This window comes from Achromobacter ruhlandii (genome assembly GCF_002082135.1).
Classification (GTDB): domain Bacteria; phylum Pseudomonadota; class Gammaproteobacteria; order Burkholderiales; family Burkholderiaceae_B; genus Achromobacter; species Achromobacter ruhlandii.
The window spans coordinates 3,475,319-3,492,659 of record NZ_CP017433.1; the positions used below are offsets into that span (position 1 = coordinate 3,475,319).

Genomic DNA, 17,341 nt, shown 5'->3' on the forward strand with positions numbered 1-17,341 from the left:
TCTCCTATTGCAGCCAGGTGTCGTCCAGCGGCGACAGCAGGCCCCAGATGCCATCGGGCAGGCCATGCACCTTCCTGGAGGACAGCGTGTGGTACGGAATGATGGTCAGGAAATCGATCGGCAGGTCCTCGGTCACGATCTGCTGGAACTGCGCATACAGCGCGCGGCGCCGGGCCTCGTCGGTTTCGGTGCCGGCCTGCGCCAGCAGTTCGTCGACCTTGGGATTCCTGTAGGACTGCGTGTTGGTCCAGATGATGTCGCGGATATTGCTCGACAGATAGGTGCGGTGCACGCCGATCACCGGATCGCCCCAGTTGAAGACGATGTCGGTGGTCATGTCGAAGTCATGGCTGGCGATGCGCTTGGCCCAGGTCGGGAAGTCGGGCGAGGCGCGCACCTGCACCGCGATGCCGATCTTCTTCAACTGGCTGCGCAGGTATTCGGCGACGTTCTTGCCCTGCACGTCGCTGCCCGGCATGTAGTCGACCGTCAGCGCCATGCGCTCGCCCTTGCCGTCCTTCTTGAAGCCGGCTTCATCCAGCAACTGCTCGGCCTTCTTCAGGTCCAGCGGATACTTTTTCAGGTCCGGGGTCGCGTAGGGACTGGAGGCCACGATCGGCCCGTCCGCCGGCTTGGCGAAGCCGGCGTTCAGCGCCTTGGTGATGAACCCCTTGTCGGTGGCGTAGGCGATGGCCTGCCGCACGCGCACGTCGTCCAGCGGCTTGCGCGCGGTATTGAACGCCAGCCAGCCAAGCGCGCCGATGCCCTCGTAGCCACGATCGGTCATGACGATCTGCGGATTGTCCTTGGCGCGGCGCAGGATGGTCGGCTCGGTCATGTACGGCAGCACGCCGATGTCGCCGCGCTCCAGCCCGATCAGCAGGTTGGTGGCGTCGGGATTGATCTTCACCACCACCCGGTCCAGGTAGGGCTTGCCTTTTTCGAAGAACTTGTCGAAGCGCTCCAGCACGATCTCCTGGCCCGGCTTGAAGTCCTTGAGCGTGAACGGGCCCGAGCCGACCACGTTGGCGGAATTGCGCGGATGGTTCTTCAGGTCCTGGCCGTCGCCGTAGATGTGCTTGGGCAGCACCGGCATCAGCGCCGGCGACAGCGCCAGCAGGATCGCCGGATGCGGCTTGCTCATGCGCAACACGGCGGTGTAGGGATCGGGCGTGTCGACGCGTTCGACGGGCGCCAGCATGCTTTGGAACGGATGATTCTGCTTGACCGCCATCACCGAGAACGCCACGTCCTCGGACGTGACCGGCTGGCCGTCGTGAAACAGCGCGTCGTGGCGCAGATGCAGGGTCAGCGATTTGGCGTCCGGCGCCAGTTCCCACGACTGCGCCAGGTAGGGTTGCGGCTTCCAGTTGGCGTCGTAGCGCAGCGGGCTGGCGAACAGCTGGGCGCTGGGCAGCGCCGTGGCAATGCCCGATTGCACCGCGCCATTCAGGTGCCGCGGCACCTGGGTCGAGCCGATCACCAGCGTGCCGCCCGGCTTGGGCGCATCGGCGGCCCGCGCAGCCGGCGCACCGACCGCCATTGCCCATGCTGTCAGTATTGCGGCAAAGCCGCGTGTCGCGCTGCGCATCATCCACCCCTTGGCATTGTTGGCATGAGCCATTCACACGATGGCTATGGCGCTAGCCTAGTCAACCCCGGGGCCCCCGCTTAGTACCAAACCGCCGGACTTGATGGTGCCAGGCCGGCGCGCCCCGCTTCAACGCGCGCCGGCCGCCAGGGCCCGCGCATACAGCGCCGCCACCGCGCAGCTGTCGACCCGCGCCTGTACCGCATCCGAGCGGCTGGTCAGCAGCACCGGCACGCGCGTGCCCAGCACCAGCCCGGCGGTGGCCGCGCCGGCCAGCCAGGTCAGCTCCTTGTAGAGCATGTTGCCGGCCTCGATGTCGGGCACCAGCAGGATGTCCGCGTCGCCCGCCACTGGCGAGACGATGCCCTTCTGCTCGGCCGCCTGGCGCGAGATGGCGTTGTCGAACGCCAGCGGACCGTCGATCTGGCCGCCGCGGATCTGCTGGCGGTCGGCCATCTTCGACAGGGCCGCCGCATCCAGCGTCGCGGGCATGGCCGGGTTGACCGATTCGGTGGCGCACAGCACCGCCACCTTGGGCCGCGCCACGCCCAGCGCGCGCGCCAGGTCGATGGCGTTCTGCGCGATGTCGGCCTTCTCCTGCAGGGTCGGGGCGATGTTGACGGCGGCGTCGGTCAGGATGAACAGCTTGGGATACGCGGCCGCCGCCATCACGAAGGCATGGCTGATGCGACGGCCGGTGCGCAGGCCCGATTCGCGCGCCACCACCGCCGACATGAAATGGTCGGTGTGCAGGCTGCCCTTCATTAGCATGCCGACGGCGCCGTCGCGCGCCAGGCCGGCGGCGGCGCGCGCGGCCAGCGCCTCGTCATCGGGCGTGTCGACGATCTCCAGCGAGCCGGCGCGCAGGCCCAGCTCGGCCATCAAGGCCGCCAGCCGGGCCGCCGGCCCGACCAGCAGCGGCTCGATGTAGCCGGCCTCGCGCGCCTGCACCGCGGCGCCCAGGCTGGACGCGCACAGCGGATAGGCCACCGCCGTGCGCACCCGCCCGGCCGACAGCGCCGCGGCCCGCAGCGGCTCGAACAAGCGGTCGCTGGCCATGGCGTCAGCCGCGCACCGGGTCGATCGGCAGCGGCACCTCGCCCGGCTGGAACGGCTGGTTGACGTAGCGCTTGTACTTGTCCAGCAGGCGCAGCGGCTGCTTGAGCGCATCGCGGCGGAACGGATCGCCCAGCTCCTGGCTCACCATCATTTCCAGCACGGTGGTCTTGCCCTCGGACTGCGCCTTGCACGCGGCCTGCAGCGCCGCGCCGACCTGGTCGGCATGCTCGACCCGGATGCCCTCGGCGCCCATGGCCCGCGCCAGTTCCGCGAAGTTGGGATTCTGCAGGTTGCTGCCGACGAAACGGCGGCCGTAGAAGTCCACCTGGTTCTTCTTTTCCGCGCCCCACTGGCCGTTGTGGAACACCACCGCCGTGACCGGAATGCGCTCGCGCACGCAGGTCAGCAGCTCCTGGAAGCTCATGCACCAGGCGCCATCGCCAACGTAGGCCACCGCCGGCCGGTCCGGGCGCCCAAGCTTGGCGCCGATGAGCGCGGGCAGCGCGTAGCCGCAGTTGCCGAAGCTCATGGCCGCCAGCATCGAATCCGGTTCGTCGAAGCGCAGGTAGCTGTTGGACACCGAGCAGATGTTGCCGATGTCGGTGGACACCATCACGTGCTTGGGCATGGCGCGCTCCAGCTCGCGCAGCATGCGGCGCGGATGCATGCGGCCGCCGCCGTGCTCGATGATGTCCAGGCTCCAGTCGTCGCGCTCGTGCGACCAGCCGTCCAGTTCCTTTTCCCAGGCGCTTTTCTGCGCCGCGATCTCTTCGCCGCGCGCCGCCTTGGTGGCCACGCAGGCGACCTCGCGATCGCGCAATTTCGCGGCCAGCGCCGCCGCCGCCGGCTTGGCGTCGCCGCAGATGCCCACCGACACCGGCCGCACCAGGCCCAGCATGCGGTGGTCTGCGTCGACCTGGATGATGCGCGCGTTCTGCGGCCAGTAGTCCAGCCCGTGCTGCGGCAAGGTGCCGAAGGGTCCCAGGCGCGTGCCCAGCGCCAGCACCACGTCGGCCTGCGACAGCAGCTTCATGCCGGCCTTGGAGCCCTGGTAGCCCAGCGGCCCGCACCACAGCGGATGGCTGGCCGGGAAGGCGTCGTTGTGCAGGTAGCTGGTGACCACCGGCGCGCCCAGCAGCTCGGCCAGCGCCACGCATTCGGCCTGGCCGGCCGAGAACAGCACGCCGCCGCCGGCGACGATCACCGGGAATCTGGCGCTGGCCAGGAGACGCGCGGCCGCTTCCAGGTCTTCTTCGGATCCCGGGCCGCGGCGGATGCGGCGCGGCTCCGGAATGGCCACGTCGATCTCGCCATAGAAATAATCGCGCGGGATGTTCAGCTGGGTCGGGCCGCGCTCGGCCAGCGCGTTGTCGAAGGCCTTGGCGGTGAATTCGGCCATGCGGTCGGGGCGGTTGACGTGCGCCTGGTACTTGGTGATGCGCGAGAAGATCGGCAGCTGCTCGGTTTCCTGGAAGCCGCCCAGGCCCATGCCGGAAGTGCCGGTCTCGGGCGTGATCGCCACCACCGGGCTGTGGGCCCAGTAGGCCGCGGCCACGCCGGTGACGAAGTTGGTGATGCCGGGCCCGTTCTGCGCGATGCAGACGCCGTGGCGGCCGGTGACGCGCGAATAGCCGTCGGCCATGTGGGCGGCGCCCTGCTCGTGCACCGTTGGCACGAAGCGGATGCCGGCGGCGGGGAACAGGTCCAGCGCGTCCATGAAGGCCGAACCGACGATGCCGAAAACGTCCTTGACGCCCTGCGCCACCAGCGTCTCGACGAACGCTTCGCTGGGGGTCATGTGTTGTTTGCTGCTCATGGTCTCTCTCCTGGCGGACCGGCGCGGCTTGGATTGCATAATGGCCGGGGTGAACCGATACTGCAGCAGAACTCCCGCATTTCCCACCCTGCGGCGTTCCATTTTCTGCAGAATCCGCACCAACCTGGCGGCCTTTCGCCAAATCTTCAAATATTGAAAGATGAAAGACGAATCCTCCGCGGCGCTGCGCGCGCTGACCCTGCTGGAACAGGTCGCCGGTTCCGAGGCGCCGGTATCGCTGGCGGCGCTGACCGAGGCCACCGGCCTGCCCAAGCCATCGGTGCTGCGCATCCTGTCGCGGCTGGTGGACGCCGGCATGCTGCTGCGCGAGCCCGCAGGCAAGCGCTACATCACCGGCCCGCGCCTGGCGCTGCTGGCGCGCGACACCCTGCTCAATTCGCCGCTGCGGGCCGAGCGCCACCGCATCCTGGACAGCCTGGTCGACGAGATCGGCGAAACCTGCAACTGCACCATGCTGGACGGCGACGAGGTCATCTACCTGGACCGGGTCGAGACCGCCTGGCCGCTGCGCGTCAACCTGCAGCCCGGCTCGCGCGTGCCGCTGCATTGCAGCGCCAGCGGCAAGCTGTTCCTGGCGCACATGCGGCGCGAGGCGCGCGCGCGGCTGCTGGCGGCGGCGCCGCTGCCGCGCTACACGCCCAACACGCTATGCGACACGGCGGCGCTGGAGCGCGAACTGCAAGCGATCCGCAAGGAAGGCGCCAGCTTCGACCGCGAGGAATTCCTGCTGGGCATTGTCTGCATGGCGGTGCCGATCATGCGCGGGCGCCGCGCCATCGCCGCGGTGGCGCTGCACGCGCCGATGGCGCGGCTGTCGATCGACGGCGCGCGCGCCTGGCTGCCGCGCATGCAGGAAGCGGCGCGAGCGCTGGCGGGCACCTATGAACCGTCGGCCTGATTGCGCCACGCGCCCCCGAATTGGCGCGCGCCCGGCGGCCGGTGCGCGCGCCAGTCCGCGCGCCCCGGGGAACCCGCAGGCCTTACACTGTCGGCCGAATCCGTATTTATCGCAGTTCCTGCGAGAGCCCCTGCCGTGACCCAGACGCCCTTTACTTCCCTGCCCCTTTTGCCCGCCCTGCTCGACAATCTGCAAAGCCTGGGGTTCGAGCAGATGACGCCGATCCAGACGCAAAGCCTGCCGCTGATCCTGGAAGGCCGCGACCTCATCGCGCAGGCCAAGACCGGCAGCGGCAAGACCGCGGCCTTTGGCCTGGGCGTGCTGCAAAAGCTCGATCCCACCCGCCTGACGCCGCAGGCGCTGCTGCTCTGTCCGACCCGCGAACTGGCCGACCAGGTGGCGCAGGAACTGCGCCGGCTGGCGCGCCAGATCGCCAACGTCAAAATCCTGACGCTGTGCGGCGGCGCCGCGGCCCGCCCGCAAGCCGAATCGCTGGCGCGAGGCACCCACATCGTGGTCGGCACGCCCGGCCGCATCCAGGACCACCTGGAACGCGGCAGCCTGGACCTGTCCGGCCTGACCACGCTGGTGCTGGACGAGGCCGACCGCATGGTCGACATGGGCTTCTACGACGATATCGTGGCCATCGCCTCGCATTGCCCCGCCAAGCGCCAGACCCTGCTGTTCTCGGCCACCTACCCCGACAACATCCGCAAGCTGAGCGCGCGCTTCCTGCGCAACCCGGCCGAGGTCAAGGTCGAGGCGCAGCATGACGCCAGCCGCATCGAACAGATCTTCTACGAGATCGACCCGGCCGAGCGCCTGGACGCGGTGGCCAGGCTGCTGGCGCATTTCCGCCCGGTCTCGACGCTGGCCTTCTGCAACACCAAGATCCGCAGCCATGACCTGGTCGAACGCTTGCAGGCCGAAGGCATCAGCGCCCTGGCGCTGAACGGCGACCTGGAACAGCGCGAGCGCGACGAAATCCTGATCCAGTTCGCCAACCAGAGCTGCGCCGTGCTGGTGGCGACCGACGTGGCCGCGCGCGGCCTGGACATCCAGAACCTGGGCGCGGTCATCAACGTCGACGTCACCAAGGACACCGAGGTCCACGTGCACCGCATCGGCCGCAGCGGCCGCGGCGACCAGAAAGGCCTGGCCCTGAGCCTGTGCTCGCCCGACGAAATGCGCTGGGCCAACCTGATCGAGCAATACCAGGGCGCGCCCCTGACCTGGGGCGACATCAAGTCGCTGCGCCCCAAGGCCGACCGGCCGCTGCGCGCGCCCATGGTGACCCTGTGCATCCAGGGCGGCAAGAAGGACAAGCTGCGCCCCGGCGACCTGCTGGGCGCCCTGACCGGCGACGGCGGCCTGGCCTTCGAGCAGGTCGGCAAGATCAACATCACCGAGTTCAACGCCTACGTGGCGCTGGACCGCAAGATCGCCAAGCAGGCCTTCTCGCGCCTGTCCAACAGCAACATCAAGGGCCGGCGCTTCCGCATGCGCTACCTCGAGGAACTGTAAGCATTCGTCAGCGTCGGCCCGTCGGCGCGCGGCAAGACGCTTGCTGGTCACATTCCGGATTTGTCATAATGGCCCACCCCGCGCCGGCCGGCGCGGGAGCGGGAACCAAAGGCTCGGCGTGCGCTCAAACCGGCGCATCGCATCCCCCTTAACCACCATAAAGAGAAATCCACCATGATCAAATCCGACGACACCGGCAAGCTGATCCTGCGCCTGACCCTCGGCATTCTGATTCTGCTCCATGGCCTGTTCAAGATCACCGGCGGCGGCGTCGGCGGCATCGCCGGCATGCTGTCCTCGCATGGCCTGCCCGGCTTCCTGGCGTATGGCGTGTACATCGGCGAAATCATCGCGCCGGTGCTGCTGATCATCGGCGTCTACACCCGCCTGGGCGGCCTGATCATCGCCATCAACATGGTGGTCGCGATCCTGCTGGCCCATACCGGCCAGATCGGCAGCCTGACCAACAACGGCGGCTGGGCGCTGGAACTGCAAGGCATGTTCCTGTTCACGGCCCTGGCCATCGCCTTCATGGGCGCCGGCCGCTTCAGCCTGGCCGGCAACGGCGGCCGCTGGAACTGACCGCCCCGGCGCCTCGCGCCGCCCATCAAGGCCGCCGCGAGGCGGCCTTTTTCATGGACGGCCGGCCGCTGGGCCGCCCGCCGGAACAATTGCTACGAACGACATCAACGGTCACGCCGGCGCAAACATCCGTCACCTGAAAGCTGTTTCGGATCCATTACAGACCCAGAACTCGCCCCCGCGGTCATGGCCTAATCCCTACGAGCCCAAGGAAGGCGTGACGCACGCCAGGCGCTCGGCAGGAGATCCCAAATGAAGAAGACGATTCTGTTGATGCTGGCGATGGCCAGCGCCCTGACCGGCTGTGTGGTGGTGCCGGCGCGCCCGGCTTATTACCGGCCGGCGCCCGCTTATTACTACTACCCCGCGCCGCACTATTACTATCACGGTGGCTACTACCACGGCTATTGATCCGCGCGCCCCCGCCGCGCAAAGGAAACGCCATGAACGCCCTCGCTTCGGTTCCCCGCCTGCGCCCCCTGGCCGCCGCTGTATTGATGACGGTCTGCGCCAGCGCCCTGGCGCAGACGTACGCGCCGCCGCCCGCCCCGGCCGCGCCCGCCTATGACAATGGCGATCCGGCCAACGCCAACCTGGCGCCGGTCGACCGCAGCCCGCAACCGCCGCCGCCCCTGCCCGTCTACACCCAGCCGCCCGCGCCCGGCGACGGCTACATGTGGGTGCCTGGATACTGGAGCCTGAACCGCTACGGCTTCTTCTGGGTCCCGGGCGCCTGGGTGCTGGCGCCTTATACCGGCGCGTTGTGGACCCCCGGCTACTGGGGCTTCGTCGACGGCGTCTATCTGTGGCACGCCGGCTACTGGGGGCCGCACATCGGCTTCTATGGCGGCATCAACTATGGCTTCGGCTACATCGGCATCGGCTACGTCGGCGGTTACTGGGATCACGACCGCTTCTTCTACAACCGCGCCGTGACCAACGTGAATGTCACCCGCGTCACCAACGTCTACAACCACACGGTAGTGGTCAACAACAATATCGACAACCGCCGCATCAGCTACAACGGCGGCCCGGCCGGCATCCAGCGCCGGCCCGACCCGCGCGAGGTCGCCGCGCGCAACGAACCACACCATCCGCCCACCGACGTGCAACGCGGCTTCGTGCGCGAGGCCGGCGGCAACCGCGCCCAGTTCTTCGACCACAACCAGGGGCGGCCGCCGCAGGCGTTCGTGGACCATGCGCCGGGCCGCGGCGGGCCGGCTGCGGGACCGCGCCCCGGCGCGGGCCAGGGCAATGGGCCTGGAAATGGGCCAGGATATGGCCCAGGAAACGGTCCGGGAAGCGGCGCGCAGAATCGACCGGGCAATGGCCCGGACCGTGGACCGGGCGCCGCGACGCCCGGCGGCCCGCGGGCGGATTTCAATCGTGGCGGTGCCGGCGGCCCGCCTGCTGCGCAGGCGCCGGGGCAGCAGACCCGCCCGCCGCAGGCACAGACGCCCGGCCAACCGCAAGCGCGGCAACCGCAAAACGCGCCGCAGGCCCAACCGCCGAGTCAAGCGCAATCGAGGCCGCCACAGGCCCAGCCGCCCAGTCAGATGCAATCGCGACCGCAGCAAGCCCAGCCGCAGAATCAGCCCCAAGCTCGACCGCCGCAAGCCCAGCCCCAGGCTCGGCCGCAGCAAGGGCCGCGCCCCGGCCCGGCCCCGGACAACCTGGCGCCCCGCGCGCCGCGTGAGTCGCACGCGGCCCCCGCCAACCGTCCCGAGGCCCGGCCGCAGGGCAATCCGCAGCACGGCGGCGGGCGGCCATCCGGCGGCCAGGAACCGCAACGCGGCGGTGGCGGCGAGCGCGGCGCGCCGCATGAACGGGGTGGCCGCGACTGACCTCGCGAGCACGGCCACGTCGTCCGCCGGGCTGGATTCCTGCGGACGACGCGGCTACAGTGGTCAGGCCCGGCCCCGTCGATGTCCACGCGGCCCACGGCCCCCCGATTCGCGGAGACCCCTATGAAGCGCCTTGCCCCCCTGTTCCTCGCCTGCGGCCTGCTGGCCGGCCCCGCCGCCCAGGCCGCCCTCAACGTCGGCGCGCCCGCGCCCGACTTCAGCGCCCAGGCCTCGCTCGGCGGCAACGTGTTCACCTTCAAGCTGGCCGAGGCGCTCAAGAAGGGTCCGGTGGTCCTGTATTTCTACCCCGCCGCGTTCACGGCGGGCTGCACCATCGAGGCCCATGATTTCGCCGAGGCCACCGACGAATACAAGTCGCTGGGCGCCACCGTCATCGGCGTCTCGGCCGACGACATCGACACCCTGAACAAATTCTCGGTCAGTGCATGCCGCAGCAAGTTCGCGGTGGCCGCCGATGGCGACGGCAAGATCATGAAGGCCTACGACGCGGTGCTGGACGCGCGCCCCGAGCGCGCGCAACGCGTGTCCTACGTGATCACGCCCGATGGCAAGATCCTGTACGAATACACCAACATGAATCCCGAGGCCCACGTCAGCAACACCATGCGCGCGCTGCGCGACTGGAAGGCCAGCCAGAAATAGGCCGTGGCGGCCGGACGTGGAAAAGCGGCTTGATCGGCGGGCGCGCTGAGCCGTCGGGATCCATCCGCGTGACGAGCCCCCCTTGGCGTCAGGACGTGGCGCGATCCGCTAGTTGAACGGCCACACCGTCGGATGCGTGCCCGGCGGGCTCGACGGCCGCGTCCAGCGCGCCGGCGTCAGCGAGAACTGCGCCGCGTGGCGCACCGCCGTCAGTTCGCCGAAGCCCGAGGGCTCCGTTTCCAGCAGCCCCGCGAAGCCCGGCGTCGCACAGGCCAGGCCGCCGTCGACGCGGCCCAGCGTGCGCAGCCAATGCGCGGTCTGCGCCAGCGATACGCGCACGTGCCAGCTGCCGCCCTCGGTGGCCTGCCGCGCCAGCGCCACCTGCGCGCCGAACGCCATCAGGTAGCCCGAGGCGTGGTCCAGGATCTGCATCGGCAACGGCTTGGGCGCGTCCTGCCCGGCGGCGGCCGCTTCGGCATGGTTGAAACCGGCGGCGGTCTGCACCAGCGAATCGAAGCCGCGGCGGTTGGCCCAGGGGCCGGTGGCGCCGTAGGCCGACAACGACACATACACGATGCCGGGCCGCAGCCGGGCCGCGTCCTGCGGCCCGAAGCCCAGCGCCGCCATGCCGCCCGGCCGGTAGCCCTGCACGAACACATGCGCGCTGCGCAACAGATTGGCCAGCGCGATGCGGCCGTCGGCGGTATCCAGGTCGGCATGAACCGACAGCTTGCCGCGGCTGGTGTCGATGAGGTTGGCGATGTTCGGCAGATGTGGCGAATTGACCAGCATCACGTCGGCGCCATAGGCCGCCAGCGCGCGGCCGCAGACCGGGCCGGCAATGATGCGGGTCAGGTCGAGCACACGGATGTCCTTGAGGGGACGCGCATCGTGGCCGTACTTGGGCAGCGGCCGCGGATCGGCCTCGCCGATGCGCTCGATCGTCAGCAGCGGCTGCGCCGCGATTGCCTGGCCCTGCGGGTGGCGGTCCCATTCGTCGAAACTGCGCATGGCGGCCACCACCATGCCGGCATCGGCCGCCACCTGTTCGAAATCCAGCGCGCGCCAACGCCCCAGCGCCTGCTCCACCGCCTCGCGAGTGGCGCCGTCCCCGGTGGGACAGCCCAACAGCGCCAGGGCGCCGTCGCGATGGTGCGGGAAATTGGCGTGGATGCGGACCCAGCCGCCATCGCCGCAGCGATAGGCGCCGGTGATCGGATCGCGCGGATCGGGCGCGACACCGTTGATGGTGAAATGGCTGCGGCATTCCTGCGCGGCGTGCCGCAGGTCGACACCGACCTGCTGGCGTTCGCCGCCGCGCAGGTGCCAGATTTCCGCCGCCGCCAGCGCCGCGGCCGCCATGCTGGCCTGGGCCGCGGTGCCCACCGCGAACGAGGACGGCAACACCGGATCCGCGCCGGTCAACACCAAATGCTCGAGCGCCTCGTCGGGCAGATCGAGCGAGCGCCACAGTTGTTGCAGGACGTCGCGCGACGTCTTGGCGGCGGGTGTGCGTCCTTTGAGAAAGGACGGGCGCAGATCCATCAGGTGTCCCATATCGTCGTCTTCTTTATCTGTTGAATGAATTACATGGCGGCGGCGAGGGCCGCGTCAATACAGGGAAAGCGCCAGCGTGTTTCATGGTTTGACGGCGTGGCGCGGCCAGCCAGGGGGGCTTTGGCTGTGGCGCGCCCCGCCCGCCGGCCCGCCGGCCGCGCCACGATCCGTCACATCTACTCGTAGTTTTTACAAGGTGTGCGCGGCGCGGCCGCGCGCCCGGGGCCGCACGCTAGAATGCCAGCCTTGCCGCGCGTCCCACGCTATTCCACCGGATTTACTCCAATGCACACCCTGATCTGGCTGCGCACCGACCTGCGCCTGCACGACAACCCCGCCCTGGCGGCCGCGGCCGCGGACGGCACCGTCACCGCGCTGTTCATCGCCGCGCCCGGACAATGGCGGCGGCATGGCGATGCGCCCGCCAAGGTGGACTTCTGGTTGCGCAACCTGCACACACTGTCGCGCGACCTGGGCCAGCTCGGCATTCCGCTGAAACTATTGACCGTCGAAACCTGGAAGCAGGTCCCCGACGCCCTGCTGCGCTTTTGCCGCAAACACGACATCGCGGCGGTCCACGCCAACACTGAATGGGCCGTCAACGAACGGCGCCGCGACGATGCGGTGGCCTGCCGCCTGGCCGAGGCCGGCATCGACTGGACCCTGCACCACGGCGCCTCGCTGCTGCGCCCGGGCACGGTGGTGACCGGCAAGGGCGACTGCTACCGCGTCTACACGCCGTATGCGCGCGCCTGCCGCGAGCGCCTGCGCAGCGCGCCGCCGCGCGCGATCGCCGCGCCCAAGCCGCAGGCCGCGCCCGCCTGGCAGGCCGATCCGCTGCCGCCCGCCTTCGACGGCTACGCGCCCGCCAGCGATGCCATCCGCGCCCTGTGGCCGGCCGGCGAGGCCGCGGCCGGCGACCGGCTCGACGCCTTTGCCGACGGGGTCATCGACGCCTACCGCGACGAACGCGACTTCCCCAGCCTGCCGGCCACCAGTTGCCTGTCGCCCTACCTGGCGGCCGGCGTGCTCTCGCCCGGCCAGGCCCTGCGCGCGGCGCAGGCGGCCAACCACGGCGAGCTGGAAAGCGGCAACGCCGGCGCGGCCACGTGGATCAATGAACTGCTGTGGCGCGAGTTCTACCAGCACCTGCTGGCCGCCTGCCCGGCACTGTCGATGCACCAGCCGATGAAACCCGAGACCGCCGCGGTGCCCTGGCGCGATGCGCCTGATGACCTGCGCGCCTGGCAGGAAGGCCGCACCGGCATCCCCATCGTCGACGCCGCCATGCGCCAGCTCCTGGCGCTGGGCTGGATGCACAACCGGCTGCGCATGGTCACCGCCATGTTCCTGAGCAAGAACCTGCTGATCGACTGGCGCCTGGGCGAAGCCTGGTTCATGGCGCACCTGGTGGACGGCGACCTGGCCGCCAACAACGGCGGCTGGCAATGGAGCGCCTCCACCGGCGCCGACTCGGTGCCCTACTTCCGCGTCTTCAATCCGCTGTCGCAATCGCGCAAGTTCGATCCGCGCGGCGTGTTCCTGCGTGAATGGCTGCCCGAGCTGGCGCATCTGGACGACAGCGCCATCCACGATCCCAGCCCGATGGAACGGGCGGCGGCCGGTTACCCCGCGCCCATCGTCGACCTGCCGCAAAGCCGGCTGCGCGCGCTGGAGGCCTTCGGCAACCTGCCCAAGGCCTGAACGCCGACCAAAATCGTCCATCACATCACGGCCGCGCCTGATCGCGGCCGTTTACGTTTCGTATGGTTTCAGAATGTTTTGACGTAGATCAACCCGGCGATACCGCGCGTCCCCGATGATCCGGCAGCAACACGCCCCCGCCGCCCATCACAGGACGAAAGACGCATGCGCAACAACCAGCCGGTCTACGACAAGGAATACACGCTGCACGACGAGCAGTACCTGATCTCCCGCACCGACGCCCGCGGTCGCATCATCTACGCCAACCCGGCGTTCGTGGAGGTCAGCGGCTTCACCCGCGAGGAACTGGTGGGCGCGGCCCACAACATCGTGCGCCACCCCGATATGCCGCAAGAGGCGTTCGAGGACCTGTGGCACACCATTCAACGCGGCGAGTCCTGGACCGGCGTGGTCAAGAACCGCCGCAAGGACGGCGGCTACTATTGGGTGCTGGCCAACGTCACGCCCATCATCGAGCGCGGCGAGACCGTCTGTTATGCCTCGGTGCGGGTCAAGCCGACCCGCGCCCAGATCGAGGCCGCCGACGCCGCCTACCGCCGCCTGCGCGAAGGCCGCGCGCGCGGCTTCAGGCTCAGCCGCGGCCAGGTCCAGCCCACCGGGCTGCGCGGCGTGCTGGCGCGCCTGAAACTGTGGCGCCTGACCGGCGTGCGCTCGCGCATGCTGGCCTGGGCCATGCTGGCGTCCAGCCTGTTCCTGGGCGCGGCCGGCGTGGCGCTGTACGGCATGCTCGACCGCATGAGCACCGAGGAAATCGCGCTGGCGGCCGCCATGCTGGCCGCGGGCGTGATCCTGATCTTCGCCTCGGGCTGGGGCTTTGCCCGCTCGATCACCGGCCTGCTCGTCACCGCCACCGACTTCACCCGCCAGATCGCCGCCGGCAACCTCAGCACGCCCCTGCCGCCGGCCAGCATCCGCGACGAGATCGGCGCGCTGAAGTTCTCGCTGGAAGTGATGCGCAAGAGCCTGGTCAGCATCACCCGCGACGTGCACAACGGCATCGAGAGCGCGCTGACATCAGCCGCCGAGATCGCCGACGGCAACGCCGACCTGTCGGCCCACACGCAGCGCCAGGCGGCCTCGCTGGAGGAAGCCGCGGCCAGCATGGAACAGCTGGCCTCCACCGTGAAACAGACCGCCACCAACGCGCACGGCGCCGACCAGATGGCCAACCAGGCCTCGGACGTGGCGCGGCGCGGCGGCCAGGTGGTCGATGACGCGGTGCGGGCGATGCAGGGCATCGTGCAGAGCACCGCGCGCATCAGCGAGATCGTCGGCATCATCGACGGCATCGCGTTCCAGACCAATATCCTGGCGCTCAACGCCGCGGTGGAAGCGGCCCGCGCCGGCGAGGCCGGCAAGGGTTTCGCGGTGGTGGCCGCCGAAGTGCGCGCCCTGGCGCAGAAAAGCGCCACGGCGGCGCGCGAGATCAAGGAACTGATCGAGGCGTCGAACCACAAGGTCGAGGACGGCGTGCGTCATGTCGAGCGCGCCGGCGAGGCCATGCTCGACATCGTCGGGTCGGTGCGGCAGGTGACCGAGATCGTCAACGAGATCGCCGCCACGTCCAACGAGCAGCACACCGGCATCGACAACGTCAGCCGCACCATCTCGGAAACCGACAGCGCCGCGCAGAGCAACGCCGCGCGCGTAGAGCAGGCCAGCCGCGCGGTGGACAACCTGCGCACCCGCGGCGCGCAACTGCGCCACGCCATCGAGGTGTTCCGCATCGCCGGCGCCCAGACCGTGCTGCCCAAGCGCGCCGCGGCGCCGGCGCCGGCGGCGTTGATACCCGCGCCGCGCCAGGGGCAGCCGTTGCTGGAACAGCGCGCCTCGTGACGCCCGCGGCGACGCGGGTCCGGGCGCAGGCGCCGGATCGGCCCCCGGTTCAGGCGCCGGCCGCGGCCGCCTGGATCGCCGCCAACTGGCCCGCCAGTCCGGCGCGCGCGGCGGAAAAGCGGCCATCCAGCGCCGCCGTGCCCACCGTGAACCCCGCCGCCCCGGCGCGGCACGCCGCCCGGATGCGCTCGGGCGTGTCGAGCGAGCCGGCCACGATCACCGGCGCGCCCGCCGCGCATACCTGCGCCATCAGCGCCGGCACATCGACGTCGGCGCGGTAGGCCAGCAGGTCCAGCCCATGCACGCCGGGCAGGCCGGCCAGTTGCGCGGCGCTGCGCGCGATCTCCTCGCGCGTGCCGCCGAGGATGCTGGGATGCCCATGGACCCGGCCCGGAAACGGGTAGTAGCGGATGGGCGAGCCGGCCAGCAGCGGCAGCGCGTCGGCCGCGTGCGTGCCGCCCAGCAGACAGTCGACCTCCAGTTCGCGCGCGGCGCGCACCGACGCCAGCTCGCTGTCCCGGTCCTGCGACACCACTTCCAGGTAGCTGCGCGCGCCCGCCGCGCGGATGGTGGCGTTGAGCCGCCGCAGGACCGCTGGCGGCTGGCCGATGTCCTTGAAACCGATATGGCGCACCCCGCACGCGAGCGCCGTGTCCAGGTGGGCGTCGGCGTCCGCCACGGTGCGGTCGTTGCGGGTCAGCATGAAGATGAAGTCGGCGGGCATGATGTCCAGGATGATAGGAGGTTCAAAGGGATGCCGCATGGGCGGCGAGCCGGAAGGCGTGGTCGATGGCGGTCCGCAGGCTGGCGGGATCGGCGATGCCCTGCCCGGCGATGTCGAACGCGGTGCCGTGATCGGGGCTGGTGCGCACGAACGGCAGCCCCAGGGTGATGTTCACGCCCTGCTCCAGGCCCAGGTACTTCACCGGGATCAGGCCCTGGTCGTGGTACTGCGCCACCACCACGTCGAAGCGTCCCTGCCGCGCCTGCATGAAGACCGTGTCGCCGGGCCACGGGCCGCTGGCGTCGATGCCCTCGCGGCGCGCGGCCTCGATCGCCGGCCGGATGATGCGCTGTTCCTCGTCGCCGAACAGGCCGCCCTCGCCGGCATGCGGATTCAGGCCGGCCACCGCCACGCGCGGCGCCGGCGCGCCCCGCGCGCGACCGCCCTGGTGGGCCAGCCGGATCGCCGACAACTGCGCCTCGAAGTCGGCGCGCTCGATGGCCTGGCGCAGCGAACAATGAATGGTGACCAGCACCGTGGCGATGGCGTCGTTGGCCAGCATCATCGCCACGCGCCGCGCGCCGCCGCGCTCGGCCAGGATCTCGGTATGGCCGGGATACGGCACGCCGGCCGCGGCCAGCGCTTCCTTGTGGATCGGCGCGGTGACCATCCCGGCCACCCGCCCCTGGCGCGCCAGGTCGATGGCCAGGCAGATCGCCTGGTACGCCGCACGGCCACAGGCCGCGTCGACCCGGCCGAACGGCGGCGGCAGCGGCAGCGCGGACGACGGCAGCAGGCAGACGCGGTCCGGCCGCAGCTCGGCGTCGGCCACGTCGGCCACCACCCGCAGCCGTTCGGCCGCGCCCAGCGGCGCCAGCGCGCGCGCCATGACGGCGGGATCGCCCACCGCCACGCAGCGCTCGGCGTAACCCGGCAACAGCAGCGTCTTGGCGACGATCTCCGGCCCGATGCCGGCGGGGTCGCCCAGGGTGATGGCCAGGGGCAAGGCGGGCGCGGGCAGGTCGGCGACCGCGCGCGAAGGATTCATCGGCACAGCAGTCTCCAGGCGGCGTCGCGCAAGGCCTCGGGGCCGCCGAAGCCGCCCGCCTTCATGGCGATCGCCAGTTGCCGACCCGCGCACGCGGCCGTCCCGGCGGGAAAGCCGGGCGCCAGTTCGCAGGTCAAGGTAAATGTGTCGATGGCCAGCGCGTCGAGCAGCGCCGCCAGGGTGTCGCCGCCGGTCGCGATCAGGCCGTCGAAGCGGTGCCGCGCCAGCGCCAGCGTCGCCTGCCGCGCCAGCGCCGCCAGCACCGCGGCCGGATCGGCCTGGGGCGAGCCGGGCGCCATCAGGCAGACCAGCCCGGTGTCCGCGGCGATCTCGTCGGCACGATGCGCCACCTGCGCGCCAGCGGCCCGCAGGGTCTCGCCTTGCGCCCGGCTGGCCGGGTTGGCGCTGCCGATCACCACCAGCACCCGGCGCGCGCGCGGCGGCCGCGCCGGA

Annotated in this window: 15 protein-coding genes; 8 read left to right on the forward strand and 7 right to left on the reverse strand. The window is 70.3% G+C overall.

Annotation, left to right across the window (positions count from 1 at the left end):
- Positions 1-4: 4 nt before the first annotated feature.
- From AruCF_RS15595 to xsc, 3 genes are all read right to left on the reverse strand, one after another.
- On the reverse strand, positions 5-1,591 hold the full coding sequence (locus AruCF_RS15595; protein ID WP_049077874.1) for an ABC transporter substrate-binding protein: 1,587 nt from the start codon (positions 1,589-1,591) through the stop codon (positions 5-7).
- 129 nt (positions 1,592-1,720) lie between these two features.
- Positions 1,721-2,650: a bifunctional enoyl-CoA hydratase/phosphate acetyltransferase gene (locus AruCF_RS15600; protein WP_049074143.1), complete on the reverse strand. Its 930-nt coding sequence runs from the start codon at positions 2,648-2,650 to the stop codon at positions 1,721-1,723.
- A 4-nt stretch (positions 2,651-2,654) separates the two neighbouring features.
- The gene (gene xsc / locus AruCF_RS15605; protein WP_080977440.1) at positions 2,655-4,466 is read right to left on the reverse strand and encodes a sulfoacetaldehyde acetyltransferase; all 1,812 of its coding nucleotides are present in this window, start codon (positions 4,464-4,466) and stop codon (positions 2,655-2,657) included.
- A gap of 160 nt (positions 4,467-4,626) precedes the next feature.
- On the opposite strand from xsc, the gene AruCF_RS15610 reads away from it, so the two are divergent.
- The 6 genes from AruCF_RS15610 to AruCF_RS15630 all read left to right on the forward strand — a co-directional run bounded on the left by AruCF_RS15610 (position 4,627) and on the right by AruCF_RS15630 (position 9,998).
- Positions 4,627-5,385, forward strand: coding sequence for an IclR family transcriptional regulator (locus AruCF_RS15610; protein WP_049074145.1), 759 nt, complete (start codon positions 4,627-4,629; stop codon positions 5,383-5,385).
- Positions 5,386-5,520: 135 nt separating this feature from the next.
- Complete coding sequence (gene dbpA, locus AruCF_RS15615) at positions 5,521-6,909, forward strand: ATP-dependent RNA helicase DbpA (protein WP_049074146.1); 1,389 nt, start codon at positions 5,521-5,523, stop codon at positions 6,907-6,909.
- Positions 6,910-7,083: 174 nt separating this feature from the next.
- Complete coding sequence (locus AruCF_RS15620) at positions 7,084-7,491, forward strand: DoxX family protein (protein ID WP_049074147.1); 408 nt, start codon at positions 7,084-7,086, stop codon at positions 7,489-7,491.
- 252 nt (positions 7,492-7,743) lie between these two features.
- Entirely contained in the window at positions 7,744-7,902 is a 159-nt protein-coding gene (locus AruCF_RS29535) for a hypothetical protein (RefSeq protein ID WP_006385045.1), read from the forward strand.
- A gap of 32 nt (positions 7,903-7,934) precedes the next feature.
- Positions 7,935-9,335 carry a YXWGXW repeat-containing protein gene (locus AruCF_RS15625; protein WP_049074148.1) on the forward strand — a complete coding sequence of 467 codons (1,401 nt, stop codon included), beginning with the start codon at positions 7,935-7,937 and terminating at the stop codon, positions 9,333-9,335.
- Positions 9,336-9,458: 123 nt separating this feature from the next.
- Positions 9,459-9,998 (forward strand): peroxiredoxin, encoded by a 540-nt coding sequence (locus AruCF_RS15630; RefSeq protein ID WP_049074150.1) that lies wholly within the window; start codon positions 9,459-9,461, stop codon positions 9,996-9,998.
- Positions 9,999-10,106: 108 nt separating this feature from the next.
- On the opposite strand, the gene AruCF_RS15635 is transcribed toward AruCF_RS15630, so the two are convergent.
- The gene (locus AruCF_RS15635; protein ID WP_049074151.1) at positions 10,107-11,555 is read right to left on the reverse strand and encodes a CoA transferase; all 1,449 of its coding nucleotides are present in this window, start codon (positions 11,553-11,555) and stop codon (positions 10,107-10,109) included.
- Between the two features lie 285 nt (positions 11,556-11,840).
- Here AruCF_RS15635 and phrB point away from each other — a divergent pair, with 285 nt between their 5' ends.
- Both phrB and AruCF_RS15645 read left to right on the forward strand, forming a co-directional pair.
- A complete protein-coding gene (gene phrB / locus AruCF_RS15640) occupies positions 11,841-13,259 on the forward strand; it encodes a deoxyribodipyrimidine photo-lyase (RefSeq protein WP_049074152.1) in 1,419 nt (472 codons plus the stop codon).
- Positions 13,260-13,424: 165 nt separating this feature from the next.
- Positions 13,425-15,116 carry a methyl-accepting chemotaxis protein gene (locus AruCF_RS15645; RefSeq protein WP_049074153.1) on the forward strand — a complete coding sequence of 564 codons (1,692 nt, stop codon included), beginning with the start codon at positions 13,425-13,427 and terminating at the stop codon, positions 15,114-15,116.
- A 49-nt stretch (positions 15,117-15,165) separates the two neighbouring features.
- On the opposite strand, the gene AruCF_RS15650 is transcribed toward AruCF_RS15645, so the two are convergent.
- The 3 genes from AruCF_RS15650 to AruCF_RS29540 form a co-directional block, all read right to left on the reverse strand.
- The gene (locus AruCF_RS15650) at positions 15,166-15,879 is read right to left on the reverse strand and encodes a 4-hydroxythreonine-4-phosphate dehydrogenase (protein ID WP_100508905.1); all 714 of its coding nucleotides are present in this window, start codon (positions 15,877-15,879) and stop codon (positions 15,166-15,168) included.
- Entirely contained in the window at positions 15,863-16,861 is a 999-nt protein-coding gene (pdxA, locus tag AruCF_RS15655) for a 4-hydroxythreonine-4-phosphate dehydrogenase PdxA (protein ID WP_049077883.1), read from the reverse strand. The genes AruCF_RS15650 and pdxA overlap by 17 nt, the downstream gene beginning before the upstream one ends.
- A 23-nt stretch (positions 16,862-16,884) precedes the next feature.
- Positions 16,885-17,341 (reverse strand): nucleotide-binding domain containing protein (locus AruCF_RS29540; protein WP_302476727.1); only part of this gene is annotated, 457 nt, incomplete at its 5' end.

Excerpts from the sequence above, each read along its gene's own strand:
- AruCF_RS15595 (WP_049077874.1), bottom strand. The coding sequence starts at position 1,591 with ATGCGCAGCGCGACACGCGGCTTTGCCGCAATACTGACAGCATGGGCA.
- AruCF_RS15600 (WP_049074143.1), bottom strand. The coding sequence starts at position 2,650 with ATGGCCAGCGACCGCTTGTTCGAGCCGCTGCGGGCCGCGGCGCTGTCG.
- xsc (WP_080977440.1), bottom strand. The coding sequence starts at position 4,466 with ATGAGCAGCAAACAACACATGACCCCCAGCGAAGCGTTCGTCGAGACG.
- AruCF_RS15610 (WP_049074145.1), top strand. The coding sequence starts at position 4,627 with ATGAAAGACGAATCCTCCGCGGCGCTGCGCGCGCTGACCCTGCTGGAA.
- AruCF_RS15620 (WP_049074147.1), top strand. The coding sequence starts at position 7,084 with ATGATCAAATCCGACGACACCGGCAAGCTGATCCTGCGCCTGACCCTC.
- AruCF_RS29535 (WP_006385045.1), top strand. The coding sequence starts at position 7,744 with ATGAAGAAGACGATTCTGTTGATGCTGGCGATGGCCAGCGCCCTGACC.
- AruCF_RS15625 (WP_049074148.1), top strand. The coding sequence starts at position 7,935 with ATGAACGCCCTCGCTTCGGTTCCCCGCCTGCGCCCCCTGGCCGCCGCT.
- AruCF_RS15630 (WP_049074150.1), top strand. The coding sequence starts at position 9,459 with ATGAAGCGCCTTGCCCCCCTGTTCCTCGCCTGCGGCCTGCTGGCCGGC.
- AruCF_RS15635 (WP_049074151.1), bottom strand. The coding sequence starts at position 11,555 with ATGGGACACCTGATGGATCTGCGCCCGTCCTTTCTCAAAGGACGCACA.
- phrB (WP_049074152.1), top strand. The coding sequence starts at position 11,841 with ATGCACACCCTGATCTGGCTGCGCACCGACCTGCGCCTGCACGACAAC.
- AruCF_RS15645 (WP_049074153.1), top strand. The coding sequence starts at position 13,425 with ATGCGCAACAACCAGCCGGTCTACGACAAGGAATACACGCTGCACGAC.
- AruCF_RS15650 (WP_100508905.1), bottom strand. The coding sequence starts at position 15,879 with ATGCGGCATCCCTTTGAACCTCCTATCATCCTGGACATCATGCCCGCC.